This window comes from Pseudomonas sp. GW821-FHT11G12 (genome assembly GCF_058808055.1).
This window is the reverse complement of the sequence record NZ_JBXARH010000007.1, coordinates 54715-69606: the sequence shown is the minus strand read 5'-3', so window position 1 is coordinate 69606 and position 14892 is coordinate 54715. Positions and strand designations below refer to the sequence as shown.

Genomic DNA, 14892 nt, shown 5'->3' with positions numbered 1-14892 from the left:
GACAGGTATTGCTCATCGCCACTGAAAATGTGACTGGCCCGCTACCCGGGCCAGCGTGGCTGTGCCAACCTTTGCGCACTTCCACGACATGGACGGCGATCAATTGAAAACGCTCATTCTGTTTGGGGCCATGCTGCTGAGCTTGCCCCTGTCTGCCGCACAGCTGAATCTGGAGCTGGGCGCGAACAGCCGCAACTGGCAGACCGAGGAATTGCTCAAGCATCCTCAGGTACAAACCCTCACGATCAAGAATGATGTGTCCTACAAGAAGGACATGACCTATCGCGCCGTGCCCGTAGCCGCATTGCTGACCGGCATCAAACCGGACGATCACCTGCAAGCCGTAGCACTGGATGGCTTTGCCGCCGAACTGTCTGCCGCGCCGCTGCTGAACACCAAAGGTTCCCGCGCCTGGCTGGCCATCGAAGACCCCGCTCACCCATGGCCGCCGCTGTCGGAAGGCAAGCACAGCGCCGGGCCGTTCTATCTGGTGTGGACCGATCCGCAGGCCGGCCATATCAGCCCGGAACAATGGCCGTTCGAAGTGGCGAGCATCAAACGCATGGCGCCGGTGGCCGAGCGCTTCCCTGCCCTGCTGCCGGATCCTGCGTTGAAGGCCGATGACCCGGTGAATCAGGGTTTTGCGCTGTTCCAGAAGAACTGTCTGGCCTGCCATCGTCTGAATGGTGCGGGGGATGCGCAATTCGGACCGGACTTGAATATTCCTTACAACCCGACCGAGTATTTCGGCGCGGACTTCCTCAAGCGCTACATCCGCGATCCGCAGAGTTTGCGCCAGTGGCCGCAAGCGAAGATGCCAGGGTTTTCCGCCGAGGTATTACCGGATGCGGATCTACAGAAACTGGTGGGGTACTTGCAGCACATGGCCGGGCGCAAGGTTGCGCCCGCCAAGTAACCCGACTACGTCGTTTACTGCTGTTGCACCGAGATGATTGGCGCTGGTGTCGGCGACACCAGCACTTTCGCGTGCATCTGCTCTGACCCGCCGCCCCGGCGCATGCCCCGCACCGGGCAGGCGTCGAGGTAATCCAGGCCCACCGCCAGTTTCAGGTGCCGCTCCGGCCGGGCCAGTTCATTGGTCACGTCAAAGCTGTACCAGGCGTCATCGATCCAGGCCTCGGCCCAGGCGTGACTGGCCAGATGCTCGCAATCCTCGCTGTACAGATAACCCGACACATACCGCGACGGCACACCGAGGCTGCGCGCGCAGGCCAGAAACGCGTGAGCGTGATCCTGGCAAACACCCGCCCGCCCGGCAAACGCCTCGGCGGCGCTGGTGTCGACTTCGGTGGAGCCAGGCTTATAGGTCATGTGCTGATTCAGGCCATGCATCAGGTCGATCAATGCATTGCGGTCGCGTCGTTGCTTGCAGGACTTCTCGGCAAACGCCCGCAGCGCCTCGTCAGCCTCGGTGAGGCGGGTGAAGCGCAGGAATGGCAGCGCCGACTGGCTCTCGTGTTCCGCCTCGCGCAACTCGTCGATATCGACCTGCCCACGAGCACCGATGATGATCGCTTCGTGGGGTTCGTCCATCGTCAGCACGTGCAGAATGTTGCCGAACGGATCGAGCTGGGCGCGCACCGGGCGCGGCAGGTCGAGCTGCCAGCTCAGCACATGCTGACGCTCGCTGTCGTGAGGTGTCAGGCGCAGGTACTGGATGCTCGCCCGCACCTGATCTTCGTAGTGATAGGTGGTCTCGTGGCTGATGGAAAGTCTCATGCGGCCTCCAGGTAGGAACTGTGAATGGCGTTGCCCAACTGGCGCACCAGCGGGATGAACTCGGTGAGCCAGGCGTGCAGCCCTTCCTCGAGGATTTCGTGGATGCCGGTGTAACGCAGGCGTGCGTCCATTTCCGCCGCCAGTCGTTGCGCAGGACGACCGTTGGCCCCCGGCAGTTGCGCGAGGATCTGGTCGATCTCCTCGGTGCAGGCCCGCAGCGAGCGCGGCACGTCGGCACGCAACAGCAGCAGCTCGGCGACATGCCGGGCGCCGGGCGCGTCGCGGTAGATTTCGGTGTAGGCCTCGAACGAGGACAAGGCCCGCAACAAGGCACTCCATTGGTAATAGGCGTGGGCGGTGCCGTCGCTGACCGCTTCGGCCTGATCGCCGGCCATTTCATAGCGGGCGTCTAGCAGGCGCAAAGTGTTGTCGGCCCGCTCGATGAACGTGCCCAACCGGATGAAACGAAACGCATCGTTGCGCATGATGGTGCCGTAGGACGCCCCGCGGAACAGGTGCGAACGTTCCTTGATCCACTCACAGAAACGGCTCATGCCATAGCGGCTGAGGCCCTGGTTGGCGATCCCGCGGATCTCCAGCCAAGTGGCGTTGATGTTCTCCCACATGTCGGCGGTGATCCGACCGCGCACCGCGTGGGCGCTGGCTCGCGCCGCGCCGAGGCAGCTATAGATGCTCGCCGGGTTGGCCGCGTCGAGCGCGAAGAAGTGCAGCAATCGCTCGGCATGCAGCTCGCCGTGGCGTTCCAGGTAGTCGTCCAGCGTGCCGGTGATCAACAGCGGCATCGCCAGTTCGTGCAGACCATCGCCACGGCCGTCCTGCGGCATCAGCGACAGCGAATAGCTGACATCGAGCATGCGGGCGAGGTTTTCCGCCCGCTCCAGGTAACGCGACATCCAGTACAGATCCGAGGCAGTTCTACTTAACATGGCAGGCTTCCTTCAATCCTCGACCACCCAGGTGTCCTTGGTTCCGCCACCCTGGGATGAATTCACCACCAGAGAGCCTTCACGCAGGGCGACACGGGTCAAACCGCCGGGCACAACCCGGGTTTCGCGGCCGGACAATACGAACGGACGCAGGTCGATATGGCGCGGCGCAATGCCGTTTTCGACAAAGGTCGGACAGGTCGACAGCGACAGCGTCGGTTGCGCGATGTACGCGTGGGGCTTGGCCTTGATCCGCTCGCGGAACGCATCGATTTCCGCTGTCGTCGCCGCCGGCCCCACGAGCATTCCGTAACCGCCGGAGCCCTGGGTTTCCTTGACCACCAGATCCGGAAGATTGGCCAGCACATGGGAAAGTTCAGACGGATTGCGGCATTGCCACGTCGGCACGTTCTTCAGGATCGGCTCTTCATCAAGGTAGAAACGGATCATCTCGGTGACGAACGGATACACCGACTTATCGTCCGCCACGCCGGTGCCGATCGCATTGGCCAGCACCACATTGCCGGAGCGATACGACGACAACAGTCCCGGCACGCCGAGCATCGAATCCGGGCGGAAGGCCAACGGGTCGAGGAACGCGTCGTCGAGCCGGCGGTAGATCACGTCCACCGCTTTCGGGCCGTCAGTGGTGCGCATGAAGACCTTGTCGTCGCGCACGAACAGATCGGCACCTTCGACCAGCTCGACGCCCATTTCCCGGGCCAGGAACGCATGCTCGAAAAACGCGCTGTTGAACCGGCCCGGCGTCAGCACCACCACACTCGGGTCGTCGATGGGGCTTGAGCTTTTCAGGGTGTCGAGCAGCAGGTTCGGGTAATGGTCGATCGGGGCGATGCGCTGGGCCGCGAACAGCTCGGGGAACAGGCGCATCATCATCTTGCGGTCTTCGAGCATGTAGCTCACGCCGCTGGGCGTGCGCAGGTTGTCCTCGAGCACGTAATACGTGCCGTCGCCGTCGCGCACCAGATCGACGCCAGAGATGTGCGAATAGATATCGCGGTGCAGATCCAGCCCCTGCATCGCCAACTGGTATTGCTCGTTGGCCAGCACCTGCTCGGCGGGAATGATCCCGGCCTTGATGATGCGCTGCTCGTGATAGAGGTCGGCGAGGAACATGTTCAACGCCTTGACGCGCTGGATGCAGCCGCGCTCGACGATCCGCCACTCGCTGGCGGGAATGCTGCGCGGAATGGTGTCGAAGGGAATCAGGCGTTCTGTCCCTTGCTCGTCCCCGTAGAGCGTGAAAGTGATCCCGGCACGATGGAACAGCAGATCGGCCTCGCGTCGCCGCTGGGCCAACAGCTCGTCAGGCGTATCGGCCAGCCAGCGGGCAAACTCCCGGTAATGCGGGCGGACCTGGCCGCCGGCATCGTACATTTCATCAAAATAGGTGCGGATCATGCCGTACTCCTTGTCACCCCGGACATACAGGCCTTCGCAAGGCCCGTGCCATCGGCATAAACGCTTTGATTTCAATCAGTTGGATATTCACGCCACAAACACCGCACCATTCCTGTGCGGCAAATGCCCCAACCTGATCGCCCCCGCCTCATTGCGACGCAGTGCAGTCGCCTATCACCAGCATAGTCAGAGTTGATTTCACTGCCCGGCGCCGCCTGCGGATAATCCGCACATCCGCTGCGAAACGTCCCTGACGAAGTGCGCAGCCCAACTGATCCGGCTTGCCCTGGCAGCCCTACCGGCCGTAACCCTGACCGGTTTCCTCTCCTTCCGGTCTTCCCTTTCAGCCACCTCTCCCGGTGGCTTTTTTTTGCGCCGGATTCTTGTTTCAGGGTTTTGCCGGGCGATGTTCAGGGTGCAGAAACGACAACGGCCGACCCGAAGGTCAGCCGTTGCTCGACGTGTTGCGAGGGTTATCAGTTCAAACGATGGCGGTTGCGCACCTCCTGCTTCACGCCCCAGCCTTCGATGATGCCGCCCAAGGGCTCGACCACCGCCGAAAAGCCCTGTTCGAAATCGCCAATGTCGTCGTAGGTTGCGTACATCACCTTGCTCAATTCCAGGGACCACGCGCCGTCGTCGCGCGCGCTGACCTGGGCATTGATGGATTCACCGCGAAATTTGCCTGCCGCCCTGCGCGCCCGCTCCTCGTCCGGGAAAATGGCGTAGAACTCGATGGGATGGAATCGGGAAAAATCGAAACCGCCTTCTTTCATGCGGCGCAGCACGCTGCTGCTGATGTCTTCTTGATAGGCTGTGCTCATGAACGTCCCCCTCGCATAGATGGATAGACTTTCCGTATTCCCTGCACCTGGCCGAACGGCTCAAGCGCTACGACAACCGTGTTGCCGGCGGGAAACAAGCATGTAGCTGACAAGACCAGACCTTAGCGATCCGTTCGCTGATCTCGCTTGCAGAGTAGCCCCAAGATAGAGCCGCTGCCAAGGCCTGGTACGTTACGGACAAGAAGATTTTCAGATGGGCGTGATGCTGCGGATTTCGATGCTGTTCTGGGTTTTCAGGCTTTTCGCGCCTGCATCGGAGGTGCGCCCTTCCAGATCGTTCAGATCCAGTGCGGCGGCGACAGGAAGGAGTCGTTCCTTGATCAATCGAGCGGCCTCATCGTCGCTGGGGCATTCCGCGCGCTCGAAGATTTCATCGACAATTTCACCGTGATCATCCACGAAAGTGACTTTCCACTTTTGCATTGGTGCCTCCTCGAACAAACCCGCAAATGGGCTCATATCTATCTCGACTTTTGTCAGGATTGATCGTTCAAAAGCTTTACACCGATGAAACATGAAAAACATTTCATCTGCGGGAACGAAGCCGCTCGCTCCCGCAGTGATAACGGCTGAGTGATCAGTCGTTGCTTGGCTTGTTCACCGCTTGCAGCACGTATTGCGGCAAGGCGAAGGCGCCGATGTGGATTTCCGGGTTGTAGTAACGGGTGACGATGCCGCTGCCGATGAAACGCTGTTGCAGGGTTTCACGGCTCAGCTTGCGGTAGGCCGGGTTGGTCGAGCCCCAGGCGAAGGTCATCGAACCGCCGATGTAGGTCGGCACGGCCGCCTGATAGAAGTGCCAGTCCGGGAACAGGCTGCGCAGGCGACCGGCGGTGGTTTTCACTTCTTCGATCTGCATGAACGGCGTGCCGTTCTGGGTCACGAGGATGCCGCCCTCGTTCAGGCAGCGGTGGCAGGCCTGGTAGAAGTTTTCCGAGAACAGCACTTCGCCCGGGCCGATCGGGTCGGTGGAGTCGGAAATGATCACGTCGAACTTTTCAGTGGTGGTTGCGACGAAGCGCATGCCGTCGTCGATCACCAGGTTCAGGCGTGGGTCGTCGTAGGCGCCCTTGGAGTGGTTCGGCAGGAATTCCTTGCACATGTCGACCACGGTGCCGTCGATTTCGACCATGGTGATGTGCTCGACGCTGGCGTGCTTGGTCACTTCGCGCAGCATGCCACCGTCGCCGCCGCCGATGATCAGCACGCGCTTGGCGGTGCCATGGGCGAGGATCGGCACGTGGGTGAGCATTTCGTGGTAGATGAATTCATCGGCTTCGGTGGTCTGGATCACGCCGTCCAGCGCCATCACCCGGCCCATGCGCGGGTTCTGGAAGATCACCAGGTGCTGGTGTTCGGTGCGCACTTCGTGCAGCAGTTTTTCCATGCGAAAACGCTGGCCGTAGCCTTCGTAGAGGGTTTCCAGGTATTCGCTGGTCTTGGTGACGGTCATGGTGAAGTGCTCCGATGAATGCGCGGGCGCCAATCGTCAGGTTCGATTGCCCGGGAAAGGCGCGCATTCTACGTTGCCGAAGATGACAGGTCGAACCTCACTTCATCGGCTCGGCACAATCCATTGGCGCGAACGGTCAGATCCGCACATTGCCCCGCGGCCCGGCAATCGCCCAGATGATCAGGCCCAGCACCGGCAGGAAGATGATCAACAGCACCCAGAGGATTTTCATCCCGGTCTCGGCGCCGCTTTTCAAGACATTTATGACGGCCCAAATGTCCAGTGCGAAAACAATCAGGGCGAACAGGCTGTTGAACGTGGAACCCATGGTGTCACTCCAGAATAGTGGCATGCACTTTTAGGATAGACGGTCGCGCGCAGGGTTCCCTTTTATTGCGCTCAGACGTGAACGGCGACCTTCAAGGCTTCCAGCGACGGCGCAGCGGCGATGCCGACTTCGGCACACAGTTCCAGCACGCGCGGCACGTCGTTGCCGTAGACCAGCACCACTTGCAGTTCGTCGTCGAGCAACTGGCTGAAGTTCATCAGCGTGTAGCCGCCGTTTTCCTTGTTCATGCTGCTCATCTGCACCTGGATGCGGTTGAGTGCGGTCAGCGCTTCGGTCTTGGCCAGTTGCTTGGGCTTGAGGTTGAACTCCACGCCCGGGCCGAACGAAGCCACGATCTGCGCGAACAGGTCAACGTAGGTGTCGGCCTGGAACAGCACGGTTTCCGGCAGACTGCCGACCACGACCCATTCGCCCAAAGGAATCGGGAAAGTGTCGTCGTAGTTGATGTCCGGATTGGCGGTCAGAAAAGCGTCGGCATCGGCGTAGGCCTGCGCCGCTTCATCAGCGACCTTCTGAATCTCGTCGTCGCCCATGCAGCCGGAGCTGATTTTGCTGATGAGTTCGGCGAGTGCGGCTTTCATGGGGGCGGATCCTGTGGCGAAGAGAATTTTGAGGGCGCGAAGGATAGCGCATTCTCGCCTTCGCCACAGAGCGGGTTCCGGCCCGACGGTTCAGCCCAGCAGTTTTTCCAGCTGCGCGGTGGTGTCCACAGCGCCCATGGTGCGGGCCGCGTCCAGCGCGGTGATGCCGTTGGCGTCCTTGGCTTTCGGGTCCGCGCCCTGGTCGATCAGGAACTCGACGATTTCAACCCGGTTGAACATCGCCGCCATCATCAGCGCCGTGCGGCCGTCGAAGGAAGCGCCTTCAATCTGCGCCCCACCGGCCACCAATGCCTTGACCACCGCCAGGTCACCCTTGAACGCCGCGCCGGCAATCGGGCTCTGGCCGTTGCCGTTGCGTTGTTCCGGGTCGGCCTTGTGCTTGAGCAGCACTTGTACCGCGTCCACATGCCCGTAATAACTGGCGAGCATCAGCAAGGTATCGCCCTTGCTATTGGTCAGGTTGACCGGCAGACCGGCCGTGATCAGGCGATCCAGCATCGCCGCATCGCCGTCGCGCGCCTTGTTGAATACCTGCTCGGTGAATTCGGCAGCTTCTTCGGGGGTCATCTGGCGGCTTTGGTCGGACATGGGGCAACTCCACTTTCGGTCAATCGGAAGCCGATAGTTTCCCGAGCGCGGCGATAGCTGTCACCCCCTTTTTTCCAAGACAGTCGATAGCCAATATCAATAACGGAACTTGCCGGCGCGGATGTCCGCCAGGATTTCATCCGTGACCTGCACGTAGGTTTCAGTACCCGGCAGCCAGGCATAGATCGGGTCATCACCTGTCTGGCCGGGGTCGAAGCCTTCGTTTTTCAAGCGCGTCTTCTGGTATTTGAAGGTGCCGGTGGTTTCCATTTTCACTTTGACCCGCAGGAACAACGGCACCGCATAGGCCGGCATGCGCTGGCGGGCGAAGGCCAGCAGCTCGGTGAAGTCCAGCGTCGCCAGAGACTCGGCCGGCGTGATCGCCGCCATGCCGGCGCGACCGTTGGTGTTGGGAATTTCCACGCCATAGGCCACGGCTTCGGAAATGTGCGGATGCTGGAGCAACAGGTTCTCGACCTCGGTGGTCGAGACGTTTTCGCCCTTCCAGCGGTAGGTGTCGCCGAGGCGATCGACAAACTGCGCATGACCGAAACCGATGTTGCGCAGCAGATCGCCGGTGTTGAAGAAGCGGTCGCCCTTGGTGAATACGTCCTGCAGCACGACTTTCGCGGTTTTCTGCGGATCGGTGTAGCCATCCAGCGGCGCCTTGTCGTCGATCCGCGCCAGCAACAGGCCGCGCTCACCCCGGCCGACCTTGCGCATGAACCCGTCAGCACCGCGAATCGGTTCGCCGCTGTCCTGATCGTAGGCGACCAGTTCCCAGGCCATCAGCGAGAATCCGATGGTGTTGTCGAAATTGAGGATGTTGGTGAAGCCGATATTGCCGTCGCTCGCCGCGTACAGTTCGCAGATGTGATCCACCGCAAACCGGGTCTTGAACTCGGCCCAGGCACCGGGCCGCAAACCGTTGCCGATCATCTTGCGCACGTCATGGCGGCTGTCATCGCTGCTGACCGGCTGATCCACCAGATAACGGCACAATTCACCGACGTAGCCGATGGTGGTTGCGCGGTAGCGGCGTACGTCGCTCCAGAACTGCCGGGCGCTGAACTTGCGGCGAATCGCGAAACCCGAGGCGCCATTGACCGCCGAGCCCCAGCACACGCAAAGCCCGGTGGCGTGATACAGCGGCAAGGTGCAATAGACGATGTCGTCCGGACGCATGTCGAGGGCGATCATGCCGAAGCTCGCCGAGCTGCGCATCCAGCGTCCGTGCTTGAACACGCCGGCCTTGGGCAAACCGGTGGTGCCTGAGGTGTAGATGTAGAAGCACGGGTCATCGAAAAAAATCTGCCGGCTGCTGGCCGGGTTGTCGCTTGGCGCATCGGCGCTGGCGCTGATCAGATTGGTGTAACCCTCCGGGGCGATGCCCGGCTGGCTGAAGGTGTCCTGATCCGCCACGAACCAGGTGCGGGCCGGCGCAATCGTCACTTGCTCGCGCACCGCGGTGAAGGCTGGCAGCAATTCCTCACCGACGACAATCGCCACCGGCGCCACCAGATTGATGCTGTGAATCAGCGTGTCGCGAGTCTGCGAAGTGTTGAGCAGCGCGCTGACGGCGCCGACCTTGGCCAGCGCCAGAATCGTCACCAGCAGTTCCGGGCGGTTTTCGATGAACACCGCCACCACATCGCCTTTGCCGATGCCCTGCCCGATCAGGTAGTGGGCAATGCGGTTGGCCCACTGGTTGACCTGTGAATAACTCAGCACCACCTCACCCGACAGCAGCGCGGGGCCCTCGGGATTGCGCAGCGTCGCTTGCTCGAAGGTCCAGCCCAGGCCACAGGTTTGGGTCGGATCCTTGACGTTGGCCACCTTCATGCCTTTCACCACCCGAGGGATGGCTTTGGCAATCATCGGCAGTTTGCGGAGCATCATGCTCCAGGTAATCGTGTCGCTAGGCGCGTGGCTCATGGCAGCTCCCGTTCGACCTTGGCGTGCAGGCCGGATTTTTTATTGTCGGGCAATCGGGTAAGGCAACCGGCGCTTCTTGAGCGAGGGTCGAGGCCGAAAATACGTCAGCGCTTCGCGGGCTGTACACGCGGTTTTTGCAATGTTTTGTATCCGCCAACGCTACAAGGCGAAACGCGATTGCAGCCGGATGGAATGGTTCCATCGGATCGACAGCGATCCCGCAAAATGCAGGATGCACGATGGCCATTCATGCAGATTGCACGACGACTTGAATTTGCATAATTTCTAACTTGTTGATTTATAACGATTTTATAAAAACAGAATACTGGCACAATCACTGCAACTCCCTCTGCATGCTTGCCATTCAAGTGCATACGGAGCTGAAAGACATGAGCCTGATCCAAGAAAAATTTACCTCCCTGTTCTCCAACTTCAACGTCACCACCCAACCGCGTCCCGATGGCGGGATCCTGCTGACGCTGAAGAGTGCCGACGGCAAAGTGTTCAAACGTGCGCTCACTTATCAGCAACTGCATGCCGGCGACCAATTGTCGTGGGCGATCAGCGCGATCCGTCGTGACCTGGCCGAACAAGCCAGCGAGCTGCCGCAAATCGGCATGCTGCAAAGTCAGCAGCGTTTTGCCCTGCCGACCTATCACTCGATGTAAACACCGCATAAACAAACAGGCCGTGGAGCTTTCGCTTCACGGCCTGTTTTTTTTGCGCATCGATTGTGTGGAATCAGAACGCTTCCGGTTCGATCCCGGTAAAGCTGTCGACGGTCACATGGCCTTCCAGCTCTCCACCCTCACGGGCCAGGCCGCAGGTTTGCAGGCCGGCGGCCTGGGCGGCGTCGAGTTCCTGCACGATGTCGGACAGGAACAGGATTTCCTGCGGTTCGACCCCGATGGCCTGCTGAATAGTGCTGTACGACTGCGCTTCGCGCTTCGGGCCCGACGTGGTGTCGAAATAGCCGCTGAACAGCGGTGTCAGATCCCCCGCCTCCGAGCAGCCGAAAATCAGCTTCTGCGCCTGAATCGAACCAGACGAATAAACAAACAGTTGATACCCGGCCTGATGCCAGCGCTGGAGCGCTTCGACGGCGTCCGGGTAAACATGACCCTTCAACTGCCCGGCCTGATAACCCTGCTCCCAGACCATGCCTTGCAACGCTTTCAGCGGCGTGGCTTTGCGGTCTTCGGCGATCCAGGCCAGCAGAATTTCCACGACCCGTTCAACGTCGGCCTGCGATTCGTTGCTGTCACGGCGCACGGCGTCCAGTTGCTCGGCGACATCGGCGCGGGTGGCGTTCTGGCGAACGAAGTCCGGCAGGTGTTTGGCGGCATACGGGAACAGCACGTCGAACACAAAACTCACCGCGCTGGTGGTGCCTTCGATGTCGGTGAGAATGACCTTGATCGACATCGGCTCAGTCCTCCAGGCGCGGGAAGCGGCCGGCGATGTCTTCGCCGGTGAAGTTGGCGACCCAGCCTTCAGGGTTGTTGAACAGGCGGATCGCCACGAAATGCGGGTTCTCGCCCATGTCGAACCAGTGTTTGGTGCCGGCCGGTACCGAAATCAGGTCGTTCTTCTCGCACAGCACGGCGTAAACGTAATCGTCGATGTGCAGGGTAAACAGGCCACGGCCGGCGACGAAAAAGCGTACTTCGTCTTCGCCATGGCGATGTTCTTCGAGGAACTTGGCGCGGAATTCGGCTTTTTGCGGGTGATCGCTGTTGAGGCTGATCACATCGACGGTGATGTAACCACGCTCGGTCATCAGCTTGTCGATCTGCTCTTTGTAGGCGCCGATCACTTCTTCCTGGCTGGCACCGGGCTGAATCTTCGCGGCGGCTTGCCAGCGGTCGAAGCGCACGCCCTGCTCGGCCAGGGTCGAGGCGATGTCTTCGAAATGGGTCAGCACCTTGTTCGGAATTTCAGGGCTGGAAACGTGATAGACGGACAGGCTGCTCATGGGGGCAATTCCTCGGTATCGGCCTTGCCGTCCGGTTCTTCGAGACCGGTCGGGCACTGCATTCATCAGGCAAATGGGCTGGTTCTGGTGAAGTCAGCCTTGGCGGTTCATGACGCTGCGGGTCTTCAACTCGCATTCAAACAGAAATTCAAAGGCCTCGATCTGGCGCAACGCGTCGCTCATCTGCGCGCCCCAGGTATAGAGGCCGTGACCGCGAATCAGATAACCGACGCAATCGGGATGGGCGTCGAGCCAAGGCTGCACCTTGGCGGCGAGGCGCGCAATGTCCTGATCGTTGTCGAAGATCGGCACCCGCACCCGGGATTCGTGGGTCGAAATACCGCTGAAGGCTTTTTGCAGTTCGTAGTCTTCGAACTCGATGAAATCTTCCGGCGTCAGGCGCGACAGCACCGTGGCGTTCACCGAGTGGGTGTGCAGCACGGCACCTATTTCCGGACGCCAGCTATAGAGCTGGGTGTGCAGCAGGGTTTCCGCGGACGGTTTTTTCCCCGGTTCCAGGCTGTTGCCAGACAAATCGGTGGCCAGCACATCGTCCAGACCCAACTGGCCCTTGTGCTTGCCGGACACGGTCAGCAGCGCTTCGCTTGGCGACAGGCGCGTCGAGTAGTTGCTGCTGGTGGCCGGCGACCAGCCGCGACCGTAAAGAAAACGCCCGGCGTCGACGATTTGCTGGGCAAGCTGTTCACGCGTAAGGCTCATGGCCTGTCCTCTTGCATACGTGTGGCAATGATAACGGCAGCAGCGAGCGCCGCGAGACTGGCAATACTAAAGGTCAATGTCGCGCCGAGGGCATTCCAGCTGTAGCCGGAATACAACGCGCCCAGCGCACCGCCGGTTCCGGCCAGTGCCGCGTACAACGCCTGGCCCTGCCCTTGCTGACGAGCGCCGAAACTACGTTGCACGAACTGGATGGCAGCGGCATGAAAGCTGCCGAACGTCGCGGCGTGCAGCACCTGGGCAAACAGCAGCACCCAGAGGAATTCGGCGAACGAACCTAGCAGCAACCAGCGCAGCGCCGCCAGCAGAAAACTCGCCATCAGCACACGACGCAGGGAAAAACGCGCAAGAATCCGGCTCATGGCCATGAACATCAGCACTTCCGCCACCACGCCAACGGCCCAGAGCATGCCGATCACACCACGGCTGTAACCTAGGCGTTCGAGGTGCAAGGTCAGAAACGTGTAATACGGCCCGTGGCTCATCTGCATCAGCGCCACGCAACCGTAGAACGCCAGCACTCCGGGATTGCGCAACTGCTTGAGAAAACCTTCGCCCGTTGGCCGATTGCCCTGAGGCGGCTGCGCGTTCGGCACCCACAGACTGCTGAGCACGATGCCGGCCATGATCAGCACCAGCGCCGCCGGATAGATGTCGAGGCTGAGCCACTCGAACAATCGCCCCAGCGCCACCACGGTGATGATGAAACCGATGGAACCCCACAACCGAATCTGGCTGTAGCGGGAGGTCTGGCCCTGCAGATGCGCGAGGGTAATGACTTCGAACTGCGGTAACACCGCGTGCCAGAAGAACGCATGCAACGCCATGACCATCGCCAGCCAGGCATAGGTCTTGCTGACGAAAATCAGCGAGAAGGTCAGCAGCGTACACACCGCGCCGAAGCGCACGATGGCCAGGCGCTTGCCGGTGTAGTCGCCGAGCCAGCCCCAGATGTTCGGCGCCACACAGCGCATCAGCATCGGGATCGCTACCAGCTCGCCGATGCGTGCGGCGCTGAATCCGAGGTGATCGAAGTACAGCGCCAGAAATGGCGCCGTCGAGCCGAGCAAGGCGAAATAGAACAGATAGAAACTGGACAGCCGCCAGTACGGGAGCGCCGCCACGGTCAGACCGCAGCGGCTGTGAGTAGACCCATCAGAGCTGACCCAGGACCGGCGTGCTCACGCGCACGTCGGCGTTCTGACCACGGTGACGCAGCAGGTGATCCATCAGCACGATGGCCATCATCGCCTCGGCAATCGGCGTGGCGCGGATGCCGACGCACGGATCGTGACGCCCCTTGGTGATCACTTCCGCTGGGTTGCCATGAATGTCGATCGAACGGCCCGGCGTGGTGATGCTCGACGTCGGCTTCAGCGCCAGGTGCGCCACGATCGGCTGACCCGAAGAGATACCGCCGAGAATGCCGCCGGCGTTGTTGCTGAGGAAACCTTCCGGAGTCATTTCATCGCGATGCTCGGTGCCACGTTGGGCGACTGAGGCGAAACCGGCGCCGATTTCCACGCCTTTGACCGCGTTGATGCTCATCAGCGCGTGGGCCAGTTCGGCATCGAGACGGTCGAAGATCGGCTCGCCCAGACCCGGCATCACACCTTCGGCGACCACGGTGATCTTGGCCCCGACCGAGTCCTGATCGCGGCGCAACTGGTCCATGTAGGCTTCCAGTTCCGGAACCTTGTCCGGGTCCGGGCTGAAGAAGGCGTTCTGCTCGACCGATTCCCAAGTCTTGAACGGGATTTCGATCGGGCCGAGCTGGCTCATGTAGCCGCGAATGACGATGCCCTGCGTCGCCAGGTATTTCTTGGCAATCGCACCGGCCGCCACGCGCATCGCGGTTTCCCGCGCGGAGCTGCGACCGCCGCCGCGATAATCGCGCTCGCCGTATTTGTGGTGGTAGGTGTAGTCGGCGTGGGCCGGACGGAACAGATCCTTGATCGCCGAGTAGTCCTTGGACTTCTGGTCGGTGTTGCGGATCAGCAGGCCGATGGAGCAGCCGGTGGTGCGGCCCTCGAACACGCCGGAGAGGATTTCGACTTCGTCGGCCTCCTGACGCTGGGTGGTGTGGCGGCTGGTGCCCGGCTTGCGGCGATCGAGGTCGCGTTGCAGGTCCTCAAGGGAAATCTCCAGGCCCGGCGGGCAGCCGTCGACAATGGCGACCAACGCCGGACCATGGCTTTCGCCCGCGGTGGTGACAGTGAACAGCTTGCCGTAGGTATTGCCGGACATGCAGGACGCTCCGTGAAATCAAACCCAAATTCATGATGCGCGCCAGTATAC

At 61.0% G+C, this 14892-nt stretch carries 17 protein-coding genes; 2 read left to right on the top strand and 15 right to left on the bottom strand.

Going from position 1 to position 14892, the window contains the following annotated elements:
* Positions 1 to 88 precede the first annotated feature (88 nt).
* Positions 89 to 916, top strand: a complete 828-nt coding sequence (locus AC1RR7_RS20480) for a c-type cytochrome (RefSeq protein ID WP_102622500.1) — start codon at positions 89 to 91, stop codon at positions 914 to 916.
* 14 nt (positions 917 to 930) lie between these two features.
* On the opposite strand, the gene AC1RR7_RS20475 is transcribed toward AC1RR7_RS20480, so the two are convergent.
* From AC1RR7_RS20475 to AC1RR7_RS20430, 10 genes are all read right to left on the bottom strand, one after another.
* The gene (locus tag AC1RR7_RS20475; RefSeq protein ID WP_085710657.1) at positions 931 to 1740 is read right to left on the bottom strand and encodes a transglutaminase family protein; all 810 of its coding nucleotides are present in this window, start codon (positions 1738 to 1740) and stop codon (positions 931 to 933) included.
* On the bottom strand, positions 1737 to 2687 hold the full coding sequence (locus AC1RR7_RS20470) for an alpha-E domain-containing protein (RefSeq protein ID WP_096822958.1): 951 nt from the start codon (positions 2685 to 2687) through the stop codon (positions 1737 to 1739). Before AC1RR7_RS20470 ends, AC1RR7_RS20475 begins: the two co-directional genes overlap by 4 nt.
* A 12-nt stretch (positions 2688 to 2699) precedes the next feature.
* Positions 2700 to 4109 (bottom strand): circularly permuted type 2 ATP-grasp protein, encoded by a 1410-nt coding sequence (locus AC1RR7_RS20465; RefSeq protein WP_025113343.1) that lies wholly within the window; start codon positions 4107 to 4109, stop codon positions 2700 to 2702.
* A 476-nt stretch (positions 4110 to 4585) separates the two neighbouring features.
* Entirely contained in the window at positions 4586 to 4933 is a 348-nt protein-coding gene (locus AC1RR7_RS20460; RefSeq protein ID WP_096822957.1) for a ribonuclease E inhibitor RraB, read from the bottom strand.
* A gap of 210 nt (positions 4934 to 5143) precedes the next feature.
* Positions 5144 to 5377, bottom strand: a complete 234-nt coding sequence (locus AC1RR7_RS20455; protein ID WP_096822956.1) for a hypothetical protein — start codon at positions 5375 to 5377, stop codon at positions 5144 to 5146.
* Between the two features lie 154 nt (positions 5378 to 5531).
* Positions 5532 to 6407 carry a polyamine aminopropyltransferase gene (speE, locus tag AC1RR7_RS20450; protein WP_085690505.1) on the bottom strand — a complete coding sequence of 292 codons (876 nt, stop codon included), beginning with the start codon at positions 6405 to 6407 and terminating at the stop codon, positions 5532 to 5534.
* A gap of 136 nt (positions 6408 to 6543) precedes the next feature.
* Positions 6544 to 6735, bottom strand: a complete 192-nt coding sequence (locus AC1RR7_RS20445) for a PLDc N-terminal domain-containing protein (RefSeq protein ID WP_096822955.1) — start codon at positions 6733 to 6735, stop codon at positions 6544 to 6546.
* A gap of 71 nt (positions 6736 to 6806) precedes the next feature.
* A complete protein-coding gene (locus tag AC1RR7_RS20440) occupies positions 6807 to 7337 on the bottom strand; it encodes a hypothetical protein (protein WP_096822954.1) in 531 nt (176 codons plus the stop codon).
* Between the two features lie 90 nt (positions 7338 to 7427).
* The gene (locus tag AC1RR7_RS20435) at positions 7428 to 7946 is read right to left on the bottom strand and encodes an ankyrin repeat domain-containing protein (RefSeq protein WP_096822953.1); all 519 of its coding nucleotides are present in this window, start codon (positions 7944 to 7946) and stop codon (positions 7428 to 7430) included.
* 96 nt (positions 7947 to 8042) lie between these two features.
* Positions 8043 to 9881, bottom strand: coding sequence for a long-chain-acyl-CoA synthetase (locus tag AC1RR7_RS20430; RefSeq protein ID WP_096822952.1), 1839 nt, complete (start codon positions 9879 to 9881; stop codon positions 8043 to 8045).
* 389 nt (positions 9882 to 10270) lie between these two features.
* Between AC1RR7_RS20430 and AC1RR7_RS20425 the strand changes: the two genes are divergently transcribed.
* On the top strand, positions 10271 to 10549 hold the full coding sequence (locus tag AC1RR7_RS20425) for a DUF3509 domain-containing protein (RefSeq protein ID WP_096822971.1): 279 nt from the start codon (positions 10271 to 10273) through the stop codon (positions 10547 to 10549).
* A gap of 73 nt (positions 10550 to 10622) precedes the next feature.
* Here AC1RR7_RS20425 and mtnC read toward each other — a convergent pair whose 3' ends face one another.
* The 5 genes from mtnC to aroC form a co-directional block, all read right to left on the bottom strand.
* Entirely contained in the window at positions 10623 to 11306 is a 684-nt protein-coding gene (gene mtnC / locus AC1RR7_RS20420; RefSeq protein WP_096822951.1) for an acireductone synthase, read from the bottom strand.
* A 4-nt stretch (positions 11307 to 11310) separates the two neighbouring features.
* On the bottom strand, positions 11311 to 11856 hold the full coding sequence (locus AC1RR7_RS20415; protein WP_007959995.1) for a 1,2-dihydroxy-3-keto-5-methylthiopentene dioxygenase: 546 nt from the start codon (positions 11854 to 11856) through the stop codon (positions 11311 to 11313).
* A 93-nt stretch (positions 11857 to 11949) separates the two neighbouring features.
* The gene (locus AC1RR7_RS20410) at positions 11950 to 12576 is read right to left on the bottom strand and encodes a methylthioribulose 1-phosphate dehydratase (RefSeq protein WP_085710648.1); all 627 of its coding nucleotides are present in this window, start codon (positions 12574 to 12576) and stop codon (positions 11950 to 11952) included.
* Positions 12573 to 13718, bottom strand: a complete 1146-nt coding sequence (locus tag AC1RR7_RS20405; protein WP_493066325.1) for an MFS transporter — start codon at positions 13716 to 13718, stop codon at positions 12573 to 12575. Before AC1RR7_RS20405 ends, AC1RR7_RS20410 begins: the two co-directional genes overlap by 4 nt.
* 31 nt (positions 13719 to 13749) lie before the next feature.
* The gene (aroC, locus tag AC1RR7_RS20400; RefSeq protein ID WP_096822949.1) at positions 13750 to 14841 is read right to left on the bottom strand and encodes a chorismate synthase; all 1092 of its coding nucleotides are present in this window, start codon (positions 14839 to 14841) and stop codon (positions 13750 to 13752) included.
* Positions 14842 to 14892: the final 51 nt, after the last annotated feature.

Excerpts from the sequence above, each read along its gene's own strand:
- AC1RR7_RS20445 (WP_096822955.1), bottom strand. The coding sequence starts at position 6,735 with ATGGGTTCCACGTTCAACAGCCTGTTCGCCCTGATTGTTTTCGCACTG.
- AC1RR7_RS20455 (WP_096822956.1), bottom strand. The coding sequence starts at position 5,377 with ATGCAAAAGTGGAAAGTCACTTTCGTGGATGATCACGGTGAAATTGTC.
- AC1RR7_RS20460 (WP_096822957.1), bottom strand. The coding sequence starts at position 4,933 with ATGAGCACAGCCTATCAAGAAGACATCAGCAGCAGCGTGCTGCGCCGC.
- AC1RR7_RS20480 (WP_102622500.1), top strand. The coding sequence starts at position 89 with ATGGACGGCGATCAATTGAAAACGCTCATTCTGTTTGGGGCCATGCTG.
- AC1RR7_RS20435 (WP_096822953.1), bottom strand. The coding sequence starts at position 7,946 with ATGTCCGACCAAAGCCGCCAGATGACCCCCGAAGAAGCTGCCGAATTC.
- AC1RR7_RS20440 (WP_096822954.1), bottom strand. The coding sequence starts at position 7,337 with ATGAAAGCCGCACTCGCCGAACTCATCAGCAAAATCAGCTCCGGCTGC.
- AC1RR7_RS20410 (WP_085710648.1), bottom strand. The coding sequence starts at position 12,576 with ATGAGCCTTACGCGTGAACAGCTTGCCCAGCAAATCGTCGACGCCGGG.
- mtnC (WP_096822951.1), bottom strand. The coding sequence starts at position 11,306 with ATGTCGATCAAGGTCATTCTCACCGACATCGAAGGCACCACCAGCGCG.
- AC1RR7_RS20430 (WP_096822952.1), bottom strand. The coding sequence starts at position 9,881 with ATGAGCCACGCGCCTAGCGACACGATTACCTGGAGCATGATGCTCCGC.
- speE (WP_085690505.1), bottom strand. The coding sequence starts at position 6,407 with ATGACCGTCACCAAGACCAGCGAATACCTGGAAACCCTCTACGAAGGC.
- AC1RR7_RS20475 (WP_085710657.1), bottom strand. The coding sequence starts at position 1,740 with ATGAGACTTTCCATCAGCCACGAGACCACCTATCACTACGAAGATCAG.
- AC1RR7_RS20470 (WP_096822958.1), bottom strand. The coding sequence starts at position 2,687 with ATGTTAAGTAGAACTGCCTCGGATCTGTACTGGATGTCGCGTTACCTG.
- AC1RR7_RS20425 (WP_096822971.1), top strand. The coding sequence starts at position 10,271 with ATGAGCCTGATCCAAGAAAAATTTACCTCCCTGTTCTCCAACTTCAAC.
- AC1RR7_RS20465 (WP_025113343.1), bottom strand. The coding sequence starts at position 4,109 with ATGATCCGCACCTATTTTGATGAAATGTACGATGCCGGCGGCCAGGTC.
- AC1RR7_RS20415 (WP_007959995.1), bottom strand. The coding sequence starts at position 11,856 with ATGAGCAGCCTGTCCGTCTATCACGTTTCCAGCCCTGAAATTCCGAAC.
- aroC (WP_096822949.1), bottom strand. The coding sequence starts at position 14,841 with ATGTCCGGCAATACCTACGGCAAGCTGTTCACTGTCACCACCGCGGGC.